Source organism: Palleronia caenipelagi (genome assembly GCF_007004065.1).
Classification (GTDB): Bacteria; Pseudomonadota; Alphaproteobacteria; order Rhodobacterales; family Rhodobacteraceae; genus Palleronia; species Palleronia caenipelagi.
The window spans coordinates 1-18629 of record NZ_VFSV01000031.1 but is presented as its reverse complement, the minus strand read 5'-3'; the positions used below and the strand labels follow the sequence as shown (position 1 = coordinate 18629).

Genomic DNA, 18629 nt, shown 5'->3' with positions numbered 1-18629 from the left:
ATGGTGTTTCATAAAGGCTCTCGGTATAGTGCTTTGCCCCGGTTTGCAGGGGACGCGTTCAAAGGCTTAAAACCGCGCACAATCCCTGCCGCGACACCGGTGCTGGAGCACACGGTCGCGCTCAAGGATCGCCTAGATGCACTCAGCCAGAATTATTATCGCAACCCGCGCAACTGGACCCGGCTTTCCGAAGCCAACCCCACCGCTCTGTTTGCCGAGGACCTGCTATGGGTCGATGAGCTGCGCGAAGAGGACGGCCGCGAGCGTCTGGGGGCAGTGGTGCTGATACCGCGCCGAGAGGAGGAGCAGAAATGAGCCGCCTGTCCAATCTGCTTAACCCGCCCACCCGCGAACCTGCGGCCTGCCTGATCGAACTGGGAGAGGATCGCACCAACCCTGGTCCACTGAACGCGCTAGTCAAATCCATCGAGATCGCAACCAGCCGTACCGACGCTGCTGCCGCCACAATCATATTCGAGGATCGCCGTACCGAAGACGGGACGTTTATGGTCGCCGATAGTGGGCTGTTCTATCGCTGGCAACCCATCCGCCTGACTGTCGATTTTAGCTTGTACCAAGAGGAAATCTTGCGTGGTTATATCACCGGGCTCAAACCAAATTTCCCCGCCTCGGGGGGCGAGGTAACGCTGGAGCTGTCCATTCTGGACGAAAGCGCCTTGTTGGAGCGCGATCACATGCGCAAGGTCTGGGGTTCAGATGTCGACACCACCGATCTGATGATCCTGTCCGAACTGACCGAAGGCACCGGCATCACCCCCGACCCCGAAAGTGGCGATGGTCAGAAGGCGCGCTCCCTCTCTCAGGATGGTCCCGCGCTGCCGTTCCTGCGCGACCGTGCCGCTGCCAATGGGTACGAACTGCTCTTCACCCCCGGCGCCGTCTATTTCGGCCCCAAGCGACTTGAGGGCGAGGCGCAGGCCCCGATTATGGTCTATGCGGGCCGGGCGACCAACTGCCTGTCCTTCGGGATCGAGGATGACGGCATGAAACCCGATGCCGTCACCTATGAGGTCGCGCCTGTCACCGATGGTGCGACCCCCGAAACCGAAACACTCGAACCGGCCGTCCCCTCGCTGGGCAGCACCCCCGCCGCACAAGAGGGCTCGGGTCTGGGCCAGCGTTTCGTAGCCCGCTTGTCCCGCAGCGGCGATGAGCCGCCCGAGGCCACGGCCCAGCGGGCTCAGGCGATGGCGGATGAGGCCGCTTTCAAGCTACGTGCCAATGGTGAGTTGGATGGATCGCTTTATGGCCACGTGCTGCGCCCCGGCGCATTGGTGCCCGTCGACGGCACCGGCGTTCGCTATGGCGGGCTATACTACACCGACAAGGTCACGCACCAGTTCACCGAACAAGGATACCGCCAACAATTCGAACTGATGCGCAACGCAACCGGCGAAGATGGCGGGCTGGCTGCGGCCATTGCCGGGTCATCTGGCCCCCTGAAATCCGTGGCATCTGCCCTGACGGGCCTGTTCTGAGGAGGATGATATGCCAGACGATCTGAAAATCCTCGAAAACATCCTGACCCGTCAGGACAAGACATACTATGGGAAATACCGCGCCTTCGTTGTCGACAACAAAGACCCCGAGCGCCGGGGACGGATAAAGCTGACAATTCCCAGCGTGCTGGGCGCGGAACCCAGCGACTGGGCGCTGCCCTGTATGCCCTATGGTGGTGGGCCGGATTTCGGAATGCTGACGGTTCCGCCTGTTGATGCGCAGGTGGTGGTTGAATTCCTTGAGGGCGATGTGTCCTCACCCATTTGGACAGGCACCTTCTGGCGCAAGGAAGATGAGGTGCCGGCCGAGCGTGCCGAGGGAACTACGCCTACGACTAAGATACTCAAAACCGAAGCCGGGCATTTCCTTGCCTTCGAAGATGATGAAGGCGAGCCGAAGATCACCCTGCACAGCAGCGCGGACGCCGTTGTCGAGATGAGCCACGAAGGGTCCATTTCGCTGACCGGCAGCGATGGGGGCACAGTCGTGCTGGATGCCAGCGCAGGCACCCTTACGGTAGAGGATGCCAACGGCAACTCGATCGTCATGTCGTCCACGGGGATCGAGGCAAGTGACGGCAACGGGAACAGCATAACCACCAGTTCCGGCGGGGTAGAGGTGTCGGCCACGAAGATCACGCTCAGCGGGTCCTCAGTCGTGCTCGGCACCGGCAGCGCTGAGCCACTGATCAAGGGACATAGCTTTATGGCGGTGTTCAATTCGCACACGCACAATTGCACCGCGCCGGGTGCTCCGTCCGGCCCGCCACTGTCCCCGCTGACGCCCGGTGTGATGACAACCGCAACAACGGGAGCCTGAGAAATGAGCCGGCGCGAAACCCGCATGCCCGCCCAAAGCTTCATGGGCTACCCGTTTCGTATCGGGATGAACGGGGCCGAACGGGTGTCGCGCTTGCGCCATATTCGCGATCAGGTCGAGCAGGTGCTGTTCACCTCGCCCGGTGAACGGGTGTTCCGCCCCGAATATGGCTTTGGTGCGCGGAGGTTCGTGTTCGAACCCAACCGCGCGCAGGTGTGGGAAATCGCCCGCAACCGTCTGATGGCATCGCTGGCCGAGGCATTGGCCGGCGAAGTTGACCCCAAGACGCTCAAGGTCGATGTCGGCATGTCCCCGGACAAGCCCGAACAGTTACTGGTACAGATTTCCTATGTCATCGCTGCCTTGCACAAGGAGGAACACCACGAATTTCTGGTGTGATCGCTCATGGCCCATGCTCCGACAAAAACGCTGACGTTCAAAGCCTTCGCCGCCGAGCCGGGTGACAAGGAACAATGCGGCGATTGCGGCGAACGGCGGGTCGATCTGCCGTCATCTCTGCCTGAGATCGACGATGATTTCGATTGGCTTGTGCGCGATTATGACAGTTTCCGCATGTTTATGATGGAGGAACTGGCCCATCGCTTTCCCGACCGCCGCCGCTGGACCCCGGCCGATCTCGAGGTGGTGATCATTGAGGCGTTGGCGGCCGCCATTGATCGGCTGTCGCACACGCTGGACATCGTTTATAATGAACATTTTCTGACCACTGCACGCCGCCCCGAAAGCGTGCGCCGCCTGTTGTCGCTGATCGGCTATGATGCCGTCGCGCGGATTGACCCGGATATTCTGGATATCCTGCCACCGCTGCCCATGCCCCCGGGAGGCACGCCCGAAACGGACACCGAGCGATTGGAACGGCTGTGGGCGCACCAGCCAGTGTACATGGAGCATGCCCGCGCCGAAGGTCCGCGCCGGATTGGTGAGCAGAAGCGCATGGTCAGCCTGACCGACCACGCAGACCGGTTGCTTGAACACCCTCTCGTTGAACGGGCAAAAGCACGGTTGGTCTGGACTGGCGCGTGGAATTCGATTTTGATTTCCGTATTGCTGGATGATGCTCGCGCGTTGGATGCATTGTTGAATGACGACAGCAAACCAGCCGCCCCCGGTGGCGGGCCCAACACTGTGTCTCCGTCATTGTGGGAGGCGATTCAGGACTACCACATCGCCGAAGGCCTTCCCTTGCCGATCGATTTGGAGACCCTGACCACGCGCCACATTCTGCAGATCCTGATCGGGCATTACCGTATGATCGGATCCGAGGTATTCTTGGAAAATGCGCGGCGGGCGCCCATCACCTTCTGGCTGTCGGTCCAGGCGTGCGATGGATATTTCCGATCTGAAGTGCGCGATGGGCTGGCGCAGGTCTTCTCCGCCGACGAGGGCGGTTTGTTCGAACCGGGCAATCTGGGATTTGGCGAAGATATATATGCCTCGGATATCATCGAGGCGGCGATGCTTGTCGACGGTGTCGAAACCGCTTGTCTGAACCGCTTCAAACGGCTGGGACGCGATTTCTCCGATCAGGCAGACAGCGGCGTGATTGCCATTGGTCCGGACGAGGTTGCCATCTGCCAAAACATCCCCGGTCAGCCACAGCGCGGGCTGTTCGACATCGCCGTAATAGGGGGGGAAACCGGATGACCCATGAGCCCCGCGATCTGACCCGCTGGAACCGCGCCGGATTGGCCAAGTTCGATTATGTCGACGGCAACGCCGCCGTTTTCCTGGAACGTCTGCGCGCCGCGCTGATCGCCAAATTCCTGCGTGGCGTTCCGGATGACGCGCCCGGGCGAGACGCTGATTTCTGGTTCCACCTGCTGCGCGATGCCGATCACCCGATGCCCGATGCAGGGGTCTGGGACGGCTATACCAAGGCAATGGACTGGACCGATCTGGCGCGGGGTCTGGCCGCAGACACTGAAAATCGCGCCACCCGCAACAGGCGTCTGGTCCGTAATTATAACGCGCAGTCCGATGACTACGCCGCTGAAATCATGCGTGCCTTTGCGCGCGCCACTCATGTTCTGGCGGGCTATACCGACGCCTACATGAACGAAAGCTACCTCGGCACCGCGACTCAGTGGGACTCCCTGCACAAACTTGGCCAGATGGTGAACTATGCCCCCGTCCCCGGTGCCAGCGCCTTCGCAGATGTCGCACTCCTGCTAAAACCCGGTGTCGGCACCCAGACGATACACGCAGGTCTGGGCATGTCCGCACCACCCGCCGGAGGTGGTGCGCCGCTGGTATTTGAAACCCTGTCCGATTTGATCTGCCACCCGGATCTGAACGCCGTGCGGCAGCGCAGGTGGAACGTGAACCGCAATTTGTTTCACGCCAACACTCTGACGGAGTGGGCACTGAGCGGAAAAAAACCACCTGCTCCCGGTGATGTGGTCGCTCTTGTCCCTGGCAAGCTAACAGAACCCAGCGCCAAGGGACTGCGGATCAACAAGACGCGCACCACGCCCAATCCGGATTTCCTGAAAATCGCGACGGAAACCGATCCCGACGGCACATGGCGCAAAGGCTATGCGGACATGTGGTACGCGCCCGACCAAACCGCGACGGGCATCCCGGTATCTTTTGGAACGGTCACCTTTGTGACGGTCGATGAACCCGGACGGTTCACTCCAGGAAACCTTGTCGAAGTGCGCCGCCCCGACGAAACCGTCGTCGCAGTCATTGCCGCCGTTGTTGAAAACCGGATTGGAGTGGACCTTGGCGTCATCCACAAGGATGTCGACGCGCTACGCCCGCTGATCCCTTACGATTTCAAACCGGGCTATGTCGACACAGCCCTTAACGTGGATAAAATCTTTTTCAACGCGGGTGGTACCGTGTCTGTCGAATTGATGGACAAGACCAACTTTGTCGCCCCCAGCTCGGTTGAAACCGGCGCGGTGTTTGCGGCGGAAGGTATTTTTGCCCTTCGCTTTCGCGCCCCGGTCAGCACCACCTACGCCGGGGCATTGAATCTGGAAGCGGATTTTGTGTCCGTCACGGGCGCGGACTATCCGCCCAAGGTGTCGGCGATTCTCTCCAACCCCTCGGCCACAGTGGGATTCTTGGGCAAACCGCCCAAGTTGCTGACCGAAGGGAGCTATTTTGTGGCCCATTACCCCGATGGAGAACTGGCCGCGTTGCGCGTTCGCGGGGTACGCAAGGACAAGAATCAATATTGGGTGCATTTCAATTCCAAAATCACGCACCCGCATGAAAAGACGACGTTTTTCGGACCCATGACCCAAGTGATCCGCCCCCGTGATCACGACCGGAATATGGATCCGATCCTGGATGATGAGGGCAAGATTGTCCTGCTCGTGCAATCGGAGGCTGCAAAAGCCTTGATCCGGCAGGGCCGTCAGGTCATCATCGAAGACATGCGGGAAACGGGCAATGGCTCTGTTCTTGCAACGGTTGATGCTGTTAATGCTGTCTCGAAGTTTACTGAGGTTGATAAGGGAGAACGGGACCAGGTCGAGGTTCGCTTCTCCGGTAATTCGTCTGATTTTGGTAAGTTCGTCACCGGCTGGACCGTTTTCCGCTTTAACACCGCCCCCATTGGTCATGGCGAAACCAAGCCCGGAAAAACGCTGGGCAGTGGCAATGGGGAGAAACCGCGCCAGACGCTGCCGTTTGACGTCAAGGGCGTCAGCTTTTCCCCCGACCCCACCACATCAACCGGAGTGCGCCCGGACATAACGGTCACGGTAGATGGGGACCCTTGGGACCATGCCGATCTGACCGATGCAACCGCCGAGGATACCCCGCGCTATTCGGTGCGTCCATGCGAGGACGGCACATTGGACATAGTGTTCCGCCGCCGGCTGCCATCGGGGCGCAACAACATCCGCGTGTCCAGATACCGCGTCGGGCATGGGGCCGTTGGCAATGCTATCGGACCGCGGGCGATTACAAAACCGAAATCCAAGCACCCGCATGTCGACGGCATCGTCCAACCCTTTGCCGCAACGGGTGGGGCCGATCGCGAAGAAACCGACACCATCCGCCAAAATGCCGGAGCCTCGATTGCGGCCAACAACCGCGCTGTCAGCCTGCAAGATTTCACCCGCCTCACGCGCCGCCATGCCTCGGTCTGGGATGCCCGCGCGGAACAGGTGGTGCGCCCCGGTCGGGCCGAACTGGTGCGCATCACCGTCGTGCCCGCCAATGGCGCGCCGCTGGATACCGCCCTGACCAAGACGTTAAAGACCTTTGTCGCCGACAAAGCCTTGCCCGGCACGACGCTGGAATTCCAAGGCTTCTCCCAATTGCCCATGACCATCGACGCAACGCTCCGGATCGACACCACACGTTACCTCGAACAGGACATCCGCGAAGCAGCCGAAGCCGCACTGATAAACGCCTTCGCCCTGAAGAATCGGCAGCTGGGACAGGCGTTTTATGTGGCCAAAGTGCTGGCCACCTTGGAGCAGGTCAGTGGGGTTGAAACCGCCCAAGCGACCATTGCCGTCAAGGCGGGCACAACAACCACCCCTGACCAGCTTTTCAAATCTCGGACCGGTGCGCTGCGCGCCGTCTATCCGCGTGCGACGCAGGTGTGCCTGTTGGCCGCCCTGAGCGACATCACACTGACCATCACGGGGCTGACACAATGACCCATTCAAAGGACGCCCTGAAAACGCGCACTGGTCAACTGCTCTATCGGCACCTTCCCGAGGAGTACCGCTATCGCGACACTGGCACCGCAGCTGAGTTGGGCGATCTTGAGGCCTATCTGCACGGGTTCGGCGACCTGCTTGACCTGTTCCGTGCAACACTGGATCAGGCTTATGCCGATGGGTTTGCAGAGCCCACGGACACCGGCGCCGCCAGTCAGGTTTGGCTGCTGCCTTATCTGGCGGACCTTCTGGGCACCCACCTGCTTTCGCCCGATCTGGACGGTACCGGCGCTATCCGCCGGGCAGAATTGAAGAACACCGTTGATTGGTCCAAGGGCAAAGGCACACTGGGCGTGACCGACGATGTGGCCGACGTAATGGCCGATGCGGAAACAGTGGTCGTCGAAGGCTGGAAACGCGTGGCGCTGACGCCTCGGCTGGGCCTGCCGCCGTTTTCGCTGACCCCCCAGGCGGGGCGGGATCTGTTGGCGATGGCTCCCCAAGGCACGCCCGACCCACGGTTCACGTCGCGTGCCGTACGCACCGACACGGATACCGGCGATCTGCAAAGCTTTCGGCTGCTGTCACGCGATGTCAATGGCCACGCAATTGACGAGAACATCAACTGGGTCCTGCGCAACCCTGGTGGTGTGCCGTGTTTTCCGGGCGCCTATGACGATCGCTCGGTCACGACGCCCGACATCCGCCGCACCGGACGCACCCCGCCTGGCGCGATGCCACGCCGGGTCCGCGTATACGTCCAACCGCAGTCGGGATTTTTTGAGCCTGGACTGAAACAGGTAGCGCCCAGCTCACAGACGGTGAAAAGCTGGGTGCAAGCACAGATGGACTTGGGAATTGATCCGGTCGTGATTGGTCCGCGCGAGGTTTATCACATCTTGAACCTTAATCCCGATGACGCTCCTGACCGATTGACCATTTCTGGCGGTCGGAGCCTGCAATCCGGGATGAATGTCCACCTGCACGACCTAAATTTCCTTGACACCATCCGTGTGAGGACCGGTGCCGAGCTGAGCCTGCGCGATTGTGCCGTGGAGCGCGTTTTGGTCGAACAATCCACAGCCCCGGATGCCGTCGCCCTGACCGCGCGCAATTGCCTGTTCAACCGACTGAGCGGCCCGGCTGGATTTGCCAAGCTGGAATATGTCACGGTGATGGAATCCACCCTCTTGGGCCGCATCTGGGCTTCGGACTGCCTGTTCGTTGGCAAACTGGACGATCCCACCTGCTTTGATGACGGATCCTGTGTACGGTTTTCCCGTGTGCAGCCGCAGCTCGACCCGGAGCACTGCCTGTTTGCGCGCGCGCTATCGAACACCGTGCGCCCGGCCCGTTTTGTGCGCCGTCCCTTTGGGACACCGGGCAGTTGCGCGGTCCGAGAAGCCAAGTTCGGCGAACCGGGCTGCGGGGTACTTGATCATTCCGCCGACGTCGAAATCCGCAAGGGTTCCGAGGATGGAATGGAGATGGGCACTTATCACGACCGCGGCTATGCCGCCCGGCTGATCGCGCTGGAACGCAAGCTGACCGATCAACTGCCGCTGGGGCAGGAACTTCAACTGACACATGACCCGATGCTGGCGCTGGCACCGCCGACGCCGAAATAACCGGATAAGATTGGAGATGATGCCATGAAAGGACAGATTTCGAGGATCAGCCATAACCCCGCCAAGGGCTATTCCGGCTTGTACCACAACCAGGGCGCCATGATCACTGACAGCGACCTTAACGAAAGCACCGCGCTGGCCCGTTTGCGGGTCGAGCAGATGGGCAATGACACCATTCTCGACGGCGTTCCAGCCAAGGGTGGTTGCGTCGGCATCCAGCACGCAAATGGCGGAACCGTACACCATCCGTTTCTGAAACAGGGAATCGTGTATGCCGACGGCGTCCGCGGCACTGTTCGGGATGTCAACGGCAAGACCCACAGCGCTGCCAACCCGCTGGATCTGTTGAAATCACAGGTCGATTTCCCCGACCCGCCCGGCGTCGACGCAAACGAACCGCTGATCGTTTACGCGGATATCTGGCACCGCACAGTTCATCCGTTGGAAGATGGGCGCATGACTGAGGTCGCTCTGCACGGCGCGGCAACCGCGTTCCGCACCAAAACGATGACCCAGATCAAGCTCGCCCCGGCCGGTGCCGCCGACAGCATCGCCAACGGGTCAGGCGCGTTTCCTCGCATCGGCTCCGGGCGTCTGGCCGTCAGCGATCTGGACAATTCTGACACCGGAAACGACTGCGATCCTTGCGCGACACAAATCCCTGTGGAAAACACGGTGACCAACAGCCTGCTTCGGATCGAGATCGTCGATGTCGAAGGCTTGGCACAGAATCCCAATGCCATCACCTTGGCCTGGTCATCGGAAAACGCCGCCGAGATTGCTGCGCTTGACGCCCTACCAGATGGATTCGGGGATGGCACCTTTGTGTACGAGCATTTCGACATCACAACAGAAAGTCATAAGGGCGTCTTTGCCGATCCGTCCACACGCGCCACACCCGACTTTCTGGCTGCCATTAACAAATCTCATGCACGGGGTCACGTTCGACGTTGGGACGGGCACTGCCGCTATGAAATTGATGGTCCGGCCGGACCCACCTTGGGTCGGAACAAGGGTGACACGAAAAATGGCCGCCCCGGTATCGCCTTTGATTTCTTCCGCGTCGATATCGACTTCGAGGATGCTCACGCGATTGTGGGAGACTATTGGCTGATCGAGTTGCGCACCAATGCCCACCATGACGCCACCGACGACAACCGCATACATGTCGTGAGCAAACTCCCTTTGGGGATTGAGCACCATTACGCCCTGCTATTTCATATCGACAACGGCAAACCCTTACCGCTGACAGACGCCGAACGCCGCTCCGTCAGCTTTCCGGTGCTGTCGGACCTGCCCGCCGATCACGTCAGTTTCACCAACAACTGCGCAGATATCTACGGGCCGCCGAATGGTGACGGCGCCAAGAATGTCCAGCAGGCGCTCGACAGGCTGTGTGGGCTGAATGCCACCCAGATCAGGTTCGACAACCCCTGCCGCGATCTATTTGGCAGCGCTGACACCGTACATGAGGCGCTGACAGAACTGTGCGATGCCGATTTCGGCAGCGACCGGTCATGGATGAAATTCGTGCTGGATTGGGGCGTGACCTGTGGCCTCAAAGTTAGGCTGGTCGACAACACGACCATTTCAGTCACCCCCGGTACTTATCTGGATCAGCGCGGCGATTTCGTCACAGCGGACTGGTCTAAAACCAAAACGTTTCCCGTGGGAAAAATCCGCTTGACCGAGGAGGCAAGACAATCAAACAACGAAGGATCCTATTGCCTTGGCATCGAGCGCTTCAACGGGACCACTACCAACTTGGTGATTGGCCTGGCCGAGGAATTCGTTGAGGCCAACCCGACCTTTAAGACCGAGATCGCCAATTGTGAAGCCGCACGTAGCCCGAATATCTTTGATGAGACGGTTGCCAAACTGCCCGAGAAAAGCGCCCAGACCTTCGGCTATGCGTTAAACATGTCGGTCAGCGGCGCCTGGGCCAATGGCGGGATGGCGCTTAGGCAGAGCGAGTACGACTCGAACTACGAAACGATCATGCAACTGGCCGATGCCTATTCCAAGGCCTATTCTGCAGAAGATACAAAAACCATGCGCGAACGCATGGATAGGGTGATCACGACCTATATGCTGGACGGGTTCGGCGGAACCGCGCTGGAACAACAGCGCGGCAACCAAATTGCCGCGCTGATAAACCTGCTGATCGGCCAGAGCGAAGAATTCGTCAATGCGTGCAAATGCTGGGCGATATGGCCTGAGTGCCCGGAAGAGGCGGAACCTAGAGTGCCCTTGGCGTCGATTGACCTGAAAATGGACAACGGGGATGTTCGCGATGTGTTCTCAGTCTGCATGCTGACCTGCCGGAGGCAGGCCATGACGCCACGCAGCATGGTCTATCATTTCCGCGAGATGTTCGAGACCATGATCTCCCAGACCTTTGTCGGCGAAGATTACACTGTACCGCTCTCCACACTCAAGAGCATCTGTTGCCCGCGTGAGCAGGACAACAGCGGCCAGGGCGCGATGTTGGATTACCAGCCTTGGATACTGCCAGAGGCCACGGTCGCCAAAGGTCCGGTAGCCGACAATACTTACCGGAAGTACTATGACATTTATGGCATGAGCCTTGAAGCCGCCGCCGAGGTTCTGGAAGGCAATGGCATTGACGTGGAAGATTATATCGACGTGCAAAAAGATGAGGCTCGGGACCTGTTGGCCAATTTGGGCGGGACCAGCATTGACGAAAGGCTGGGATTGCAGGATCGGGTCGGCCCCGGTGACCGCGTTGTCATGCTGACCAAGGGCGACCAGGCCGTTGGCTATGTGATCGTCGAACGCCAGCCGGGAAAATACGTCTACCCGACTGCCAAGAGTAGATCGGTTGAAAGAGCCTTGGCGAAATCCGCCGCAATAACCGCCGTGAGTGCCGGTCATAGCCAGATGGATAACAAAACCGACGCTATCGCAGGACGGATTGCAATGCTGGAAACCCAGATGAAGGGACTGGACGCGCAGATTTCGGAAAAGACCGCCCTGTTGCAGGACACGATAACAAAATTGGCCGCGGCCACCGATGACGTGACACGCGCCCGCAAAGAGTTCGCTTTGCTCGATGCTGAAACGGATACTGCAATTCGAACGTTGCGTGAGGAACGGCCTGTTACTGCGCTGGCCGAGGTGGACTCTGAAATCTTCAAGCTGCTGAGCGCTCATGGCATCGTGACCATTGCCGAGCTCAGCACGCTGGACAGCGCCAAGCTAACCGCGATTTCAGACGGTGCCGCTGAAACCAAGGCCAGGCTGACCGACGCACGATTGTCGGCCGCAAAGCTGTTGGGACAGTAGGTCGGTCATGGCCCGCGTGACCCGCAGACGCCGCCGCCGGTCCAGAAGGCGGGATCAGGCCGAAGGCGCGCGACCGCCGCTTCCCGGCGTTATCAATGCACGGGCACGGGTCGAGGACACGCTGAAATCCGCGCGCGCCGCCCCCGTTAAATTGCCCCCCGAAGCGAAATCACAGGAGACCGAGGCGGACACCATCGCCGTCAAAGCGGTAACCGGTGCACCTGACACTCCAAGCGTGTCTGCTGCCAAGGCGCCCACCGCGACAGCCCACCCCAAGGACGCCTCCGGCGGGGCCTCTGGCCGCAGCGTCGCCCCCGTCGCCGCGCCCGCCGCAGCCCGCACGATGGGGCCAGGGACCGCCCTGCCCTTTGCCCAAAAGTCACGCTTTGCTGGCGTGTTGGGGGCGTCGTTGGACACGGTGAAAATCGACACGTCGAGCCGGGCGCAGGCCCTGTCGGACCGGCTGGGAGCGCGTGCCGTCACCGTCGGGCAAAAGATTGGTTTTGCCGCAGGGGAGTACCGCCCCGATACGGCTCCCGGCGCACGACTTCTGGCGCACGAACTGGTGCATACGGTGCAACAGCAAAGGGCCGGGCACCGCCGTGTACAATGCAAACCCAAAGAGCCGGCCACACCGAAACCGCGCATTGCAAAACACGGGCATCCCAGCGTAGAAGGCGGATTGCTGAGAGATGGATCACGCCGTCGCATGAATGTCATCGTGCGCGAGGGCGACACGATGATCAGTATCGCAACGCGATTGGTGAAGTATTGGAACGACGCCGCGCAGGATCTGACCCGGAAACAACGCGACGATATCAACCCCGAGATACGCACGCCGACCGGGTTGGCCAAGGCCCTTCTGTTTCATCACAAGTCTTACCTGGCCCCCCCCGCCATGCCGATCTGGCGTGCGGGCCTGCGCCTGCCTTTGCCGATGATTCTGCCGCATAGTGGCGGACCGCCTATCGTTAACGCGCCGATGGCCGGGCTGTGGGCCGAGGGGTTCCAACCGGAATGGATCGATGCCCTGTCGAAACAGGCAGTCAAGTCCCAGCCCCAGACCGCCCTGACCGCCGAGGAACGGGCGCAGGTGGAAAAATCGCCCAATAGTCTTGGTCTAAAATTGGTGGTCAAGGCCATGACCAACGCATCCGAAGCCCTGCCCCTGATCCGCTCGCACCTCAACTCCGCCGATGCTGCCGCGGGGACCCTGTCTATGGACATGTTGGGGTGGATGACCAATGTGCAGGTCTCGGTCTTGTCGGGCCAACCGGAAGGGCAGGACATTCTGGCCCTGCTGCGAACGGCGCTTGAGAAGAACCAGATCGCGCTGGAAAAGGCGGACAAGGACGGGTTCACCCGGGCCATGAACATGCTCAAACGCTTTCCGGCTGCGTTCCCGCAGGAAACGGTCGACCAGTTGGCGCTGGCCTATATCAACCAAAGTGGCAAACACTGCATGACCGCCTGCTACATGGGCCTAGGAGAACTTTATGGCCTGCAAACCAAGGACAAGGTCATCTCGGAGGTCAAGCGCAAGGACAAGGCCGCTCCCGGCAAGGACCTGAAACATGTGATGACAATCATGGAAACCATGCAGGAACTGGGACGCGCCGGGTCGCCGATGGTGTTCAATCAGAAGGTCGGCGGCACTACGTTTGACACGGACCCGGACAAGTCGATGGCCGATCTGGTCGTGCGGTACAAAACGCAGCCGGGGGTCTATTTCTTCGGCATGTCGGTGGTCACCGGGTATCACACCGTGATGCTGGCGCTGAATATGAACGACCCGGCCGATCCAAGGCTGATCTGGCTGGATCAGCACCCCGAGCGAATGAGCAAGAACGTATTGGGGAAGCTCAAGCAGGCGCTAAGGGAGTATGCCGCCGGGGCACGGGCACGCAGTCCAAAATACAGTCCGTTGGAAACCAAGATCTGGCCACTCTACCCGCCATCGAATTTAATCGTGCCGGTGAAATGACCATGGGTGAGGCAAAGCTAAGATCTCAGCGCAATCCAAGCGTCAAACCAGCCCCCGCCCGGACCGTGCGCCGCGTGGCAAAGGGGACCGCCGACAGTATCGCCGCGATGATGCAGATCCCGCGCGCAGTCCAGACCAAGCTTGAGGTTGGCGCGGCAAATGACCCCGCCGAGAAAGAGGCCGACGCGGTCGCCGACCGCGTGCTGTCCATGTCCTCGCCCCAGGTGACCGCCCGGCAGACCGCGCCCGGTGCGGCCACGCTGCGGCGCAAACCGCAGTTGAATCAACCCAACGCCGACGCACTGAACGAAACCCCCGCCATTCCCGAGGAGCAGCAGGACATTGAGCTGACAAAGGGGGAAGACGTCCAGACCGAGGCACTGGACGCCGAAGAGCTGAAAGAGATCGAGAGTGGTGAACCGTCGGGCGGCTCCGGTGATCCAACGGCCACCCCGCTGCGACGCGCTGTGGTGCCTGTTGTCGGCCCCGAAGGTGGCGCCGCCCCCACCGCCGTGGAAGAGGCCATCACCCATCCGGGTCCGGGCCGCACCCTGCCCGATGCCGTGCGCGCCAATCTGGAGCCACGGTTTGGCACCGATTTTTCCGACGTGCGCTTGCACGACCGCCCCACCGACCGCGACACCGCCGCCGCCATCGGCGCGCGCGCCTTTGCCTTTGGGCGCGATATCTGGCTGGGCGACGGTGAACGCGCCGAGGACCGCCGCCTGATGGCACATGAGCTGACTCATGTGTTGCAACAAACCGGACACCGGCGACGCCAGCAAAAACACCAGCAGAAGACCACCGTCAAACCGACGCGCCACGGACCGGCGGTCAACCGCTTTCTGGGAGACGCGATCCTCGAGAAAATTGCGAAATATGCGCGCCATGTGCCGGGGTACACGCTTGTTGGATACCTGATCGGCAAAGACCCGATCACCCTGGAGCCAGTCCAGCAAAACGCCGAAAACCTTATCTATGGTCTACTGGGCCTGATCCCCTTTGGCACGTTGTTGGCCGATCGGCTGAAGGAAACCCGCGCCCTGCAAAAAGCCTATGACTGGGTCAAAGGACAACTCACCAAATTGAACCTGACGTGGGACCGTGTAAAACGAACGATTTCCAATGCGAAATCGATGTTCTCTATCTGGTCTCCGGTCAAATCCATCAAGCCCGCGTTTGCGCCCCTGCTGCGGGACATTATGGTCTTTGTGCTGAAGGTAAAGGAAAAGGTTCAGGAGTTTATCATCCGAGGCGCACTAGCGCTGGCCGGACCCTGGGCGGAGAAGGTCTGGGGCGTTCTGAAATCTGCCGGTCAGGCGATAGGGCTGATCCTCAAGGATCCGCTGGGATTTGCCAAGAATCTGTTCAAGGCCATCGGCCAGGGATTTGGACGGTTCTTTGACAATTTTGCAAAGCACTTGAAGAAGGGTATCCTTGGATTCATCTTTGGCGCACTTGACGGAATTGACATCCAGCTGCCCGAGAAGCTGGACCTCAAGGGCATCCTGTCGATCGTGTTTCAGGTGCTGCGCCTGACTTGGGTTCATATCCGCAAAAAGCTAGTGAAACGGCTGGGGGCAAACGGCGAAAAGAAAGTGTCGCTTCTGGAGAAGTCAGTCGACGTCCTTAAGCTGTTATTGACCAAGGGGGTTATGGGAATCTGGAAGAAGATGGTGTCGATGATCGAGAGCTTGACCAGCACCATTATTGGCGGCCTGACCACGTTCCTGTTCGAAACTGTACTCAAGGGTGCGCTAAGCTGGTTGGCGGGCCTGACCAACCCCGTGGGCGCAGTGATTAAGGTGATACTGACGATCTACAACTTTGTTGTCATGCTGATCGAACGCATGCAGCAAATCATCGACTTCGTCAAATCGGTATTCAGTTCGCTCTTCCAGATCGCCAAGGGCAATGTGTCCGCTGCCGCGGCCAAGGTCGAAGATTCGCTGGTCCGCACGGTACCGCTGATCCTTGCATTCCTTGCGGCCATCATCCCGGTCAGCGGCATCACCCGCAAGATACAGAGCATCATGAAAAAGCTGCGCAAGCCTGTGGACAAGGCTATCGACAAGCTGCTGAAATTCCTGGTGAAGAAGGGCAAGAAGTACCTGTCTAAAATCATCGGGAAGGTCAACAAAAAGCGCAAGCTTCCCAGCGTTGAGTTCAAGGTTGGAGCCACGACCCACAGGTTGTTTGGAAAAAAGATGGGGAAGGTAGCGGAAACCTTTGTTGCGTCAAAAACGACCCTCAGCGAAAAGGAACGCAAGCGCCAAAAAACGGAAGGCACCCGATTCAAGAAGAACATCGAGGGCGAAGAACTGAAGGATGTCCTTGAATTTATTCTGAAGTTTGACACCCAGACCACCAAGGCCGACGACGAGGCGGATGATATCCAGCTCGAAAGCAAGAAAAAGCCGATGACCAAGCAGATCAAGGAGCTTAAGGATCAACTGGGCAAGGCTAAAATTGATCTGGACCAGTATGGGATAAAACTGGAAAACAACCGCCATGTCGACACGTCGAAAGGGGCGGGTCTTTTTCGGTTTGCCGACCCGGCAACAGAATTCGAGGGGCAGGCCGGTTTGTATTCCGACCTGTCTAGCGCCAAGGGAGAATTCAAGGGTGGGGATGTCAGCCACCTTGAACTGGACCACAACCCCAACAGATCAAGTTTGCAAGCGCTACAAGACGGCATCAAAAATTCGAAAACCAAGAACACAAGCACGGCAATCTACTTCAAGCCCGTCAAACCAGGTCCGAACGCCAAAGGGGATGCCGCCAAAGCCGTTTTCGGGCGCGCGTCCCTTTACTCGGCAAAACACGCAACGGCGGATTTCCCGGCGATTGCCATTCATGCAAAGTACAACAACAAGATGGCGGCCAAAGATGGCGAACGCGCCGCCGAGATCACCAAGCTCTTCGATGGAACGGACAATAACCCGATCCCCAAGGTCGCTGGGTTGCTTGAAAAGCAAATCAAGCTGAAAACGGACCAAACCCGAAGCTATTACGGAAAATACGAGAAAACCAGTAAAAACCTTTGGGTCAACGTGAACCGGGGTTTGAACAATGTGAACCACTTGGCCCATACCGAGCTGAAACTGGCAGATATGAACAAGCCCCGGAATTTCAGCGCAAAGTCGGTCAACCTTATTCGACAAACAGGCATCCAAGGGTTTAAGAAAACAGCTGCGGCCAATTTCATCGCCGACGAAGGGGCGACAGGCGCGTATGGCAATCTGTCCGGCATCAAAACAGCCAAGAACCAGCTCGAAGCGGATCATAATCCAATGCATTCGGAAATGAGATCTTCAACCGCGTGGACGCTGGGCACATTTCTGGATAGCACTGCCCTCAAAAAAATTCTGTCAGACCCGCGCATCGCAAAGGTAACATCCAGAAACACATCACGGCTCCGGTCGCCCAACGCGAAAATGGATATCGAAACACGCATCACCAATGCTATTGCTGAGGCAAAATTGAGCACCGGCAAGGCGTACAGCAAAAGCGCTGGTGGGTCGACGATCGTGGGCTATACGGTGAACCAGGACCCGACGATGAAAACGTCTCCCGGCCCCTTAAAAGATCAGGTCAAATCTCACGCAACAGAGAATTTCACTGATGCTCTGTCGGCTGAAATCGTAACCAAGGGCATCCAAAAGAAAACTCGGGCTGAGATCACGAAATCGTCGGTCAGTGCGGTGAACAAGGGCATACGGAAGAAGCTGCGCAAAAAAATTGCTGAGCGCCAAAATAGCTTGTTTATTCTTTATGGGAAAAAGGAATTGCCCGCGGTAGAACACGCTAACGAAAGCGCAAATCCGGGCAGCGGAAAGAAAGGGGTGGCGGCGCTTGCACGGATTGCAGCGCGGGTAAAATCCTCGCAAACAACTGCGGATCTGGGCACGATTACAGACGGCTTTTTCCCGATCTAAGCATTCCAAAATTCATCCTCGCGAGGATTGCATAGGTCCAAATGGAACTTTTGGAGTCCCGTCGGAAACTTTTTGGCCTTTTTTCAGCCTGCCCCATTGATATGCCTTTAGCGTAAAAGCAGGCAAACCAAATAGTAATCGATTTCAAAGGGTGTGTATCGCCCAAGTGAAAAACTGCTCATGCTCCCAAGGGGCCTTGTCGCACAAATTGAGTGAGGGGATTTGATCAGCCCCACTTGAGTGGTCCAATTTGATTGTTAGTGCATGACGGGCCTCCGGTCCATCGTGACGACGGTTTCCGGGGCCGGTGGGCGGTAGCCTAATGCGCTGTGTGGTCGTTTCGTGTTGTAGTGTTTCCTCCATTGTTCGATCAGAACTTGGGCTTCTCGCAGGCTGTAGAAGGTTTCGCCATTCAGGAACTCGTCGCGGAAACGGGCGTTGAAGCTTTCGCAGTATCCGTTCTCCCAAGGCGATCCAGGTTCGATGGACCTTGTTGCACGAAACCATCTGACTGCGTAGCTGGCCGATAGATGTAGCGACGGGACAACGGGATGCCTTTCAAGCACAACGCATCACGACGGGACAAGTTTGCGAAGGCAAAGTACCGGGTCACGAACTGGGCCGACTATAACGAGAGCCTCCGCCGGCGCGGTGATGTGACGGTCTGGCTCAGCGAGGATGCGATGGCCGGCTGGATCTCACCGCTCTCTGGCAAGCGCGGTGCGCGGCGGCGGTATTCGGACCTGGCGGTCTCGGCCTGTCTGACCGTGCGTGTCGTGCTCAG

Annotated in this window: 12 protein-coding genes and 1 pseudogene; 11 read left to right on the top strand and 2 right to left on the bottom strand. The window is 59.0% G+C overall.

What is annotated here, in order from left to right; translation table 11 throughout:
* The 5 genes from FEV53_RS14595 to FEV53_RS14575 are packed head-to-tail and all read left to right on the top strand — an operon-like array spanning window position 1 to window position 4005.
* On the top strand, window positions 1–315 hold the full coding sequence (locus FEV53_RS14595) for a LysM peptidoglycan-binding domain-containing protein (protein ID WP_142835549.1): 315 nt from the start codon (window positions 1–3) through the stop codon (window positions 313–315).
* Entirely contained in the window at window positions 312–1499 is a 1188-nt protein-coding gene (locus tag FEV53_RS14590) for a phage late control D family protein (protein ID WP_142835548.1), read from the top strand. Before FEV53_RS14595 ends, FEV53_RS14590 begins: the two co-directional genes overlap by 4 nt.
* A 10-nt stretch (window positions 1500–1509) precedes the next feature.
* On the top strand, window positions 1510–2340 hold the full coding sequence (locus FEV53_RS14585; RefSeq protein WP_142835547.1) for a phage baseplate assembly protein V: 831 nt from the start codon (window positions 1510–1512) through the stop codon (window positions 2338–2340).
* A 3-nt stretch (window positions 2341–2343) separates the two neighbouring features.
* On the top strand, window positions 2344–2739 hold the full coding sequence (locus tag FEV53_RS14580) for a GPW/gp25 family protein (protein WP_142835546.1): 396 nt from the start codon (window positions 2344–2346) through the stop codon (window positions 2737–2739).
* 6 nt (window positions 2740–2745) lie between these two features.
* Window positions 2746–4005: a hypothetical protein gene (locus FEV53_RS14575; protein WP_142835545.1), complete on the top strand. Its 1260-nt coding sequence runs from the start codon at window positions 2746–2748 to the stop codon at window positions 4003–4005.
* Here FEV53_RS14575 and FEV53_RS20935 read toward each other — a convergent pair.
* Window positions 3951–4385 carry a hypothetical protein gene (locus FEV53_RS20935; RefSeq protein WP_185962226.1) on the bottom strand — a complete coding sequence of 145 codons (435 nt, stop codon included), beginning with the start codon at window positions 4383–4385 and terminating at the stop codon, window positions 3951–3953. The two genes, FEV53_RS14575 and FEV53_RS20935, sit on opposite strands and share 55 nt — an antisense overlap.
* A gap of 189 nt (window positions 4386–4574) precedes the next feature.
* Between FEV53_RS20935 and FEV53_RS14570 the strand changes: the two genes are divergently transcribed.
* From FEV53_RS14570 to FEV53_RS14550, 5 genes are read left to right on the top strand one after another with little or no spacing between them, the layout of a single operon-like run.
* Window positions 4575–6986 carry a baseplate J/gp47 family protein gene (locus FEV53_RS14570; RefSeq protein ID WP_221931624.1) on the top strand — a complete coding sequence of 804 codons (2412 nt, stop codon included), beginning with the start codon at window positions 4575–4577 and terminating at the stop codon, window positions 6984–6986.
* Window positions 6983–8617 (top strand): hypothetical protein, encoded by a 1635-nt coding sequence (locus FEV53_RS14565; protein ID WP_142835543.1) that lies wholly within the window; start codon window positions 6983–6985, stop codon window positions 8615–8617. Before FEV53_RS14570 ends, FEV53_RS14565 begins: the two co-directional genes overlap by 4 nt.
* Window positions 8618–8641: 24 nt before the next feature.
* Window positions 8642–11923 (top strand): DUF6519 domain-containing protein, encoded by a 3282-nt coding sequence (locus FEV53_RS14560; protein WP_142835542.1) that lies wholly within the window; start codon window positions 8642–8644, stop codon window positions 11921–11923.
* 7 nt (window positions 11924–11930) lie between these two features.
* A complete protein-coding gene (locus tag FEV53_RS14555) occupies window positions 11931–13907 on the top strand; it encodes an eCIS core domain-containing protein (RefSeq protein WP_142835541.1) in 1977 nt (658 codons plus the stop codon).
* A 2-nt stretch (window positions 13908–13909) separates the two neighbouring features.
* Window positions 13910–17845, top strand: a complete 3936-nt coding sequence (locus FEV53_RS14550) for an eCIS core domain-containing protein (RefSeq protein WP_221931623.1) — start codon at window positions 13910–13912, stop codon at window positions 17843–17845.
* A 257-nt stretch (window positions 17846–18102) separates the two neighbouring features.
* Here FEV53_RS14550 and FEV53_RS14545 read toward each other — a convergent pair.
* Window positions 18103–18339 (bottom strand): annotated as a pseudogene (locus FEV53_RS14545) (integrase core domain-containing protein); the annotation flags it as partial.
* A gap of 57 nt (window positions 18340–18396) precedes the next feature.
* Between FEV53_RS14545 and FEV53_RS14540 the strand changes: the two are divergent.
* The coding region (locus FEV53_RS14540) for a transposase (protein ID WP_185962223.1) at window positions 18397–18629 on the top strand (233 nt) is incomplete at its 3' end.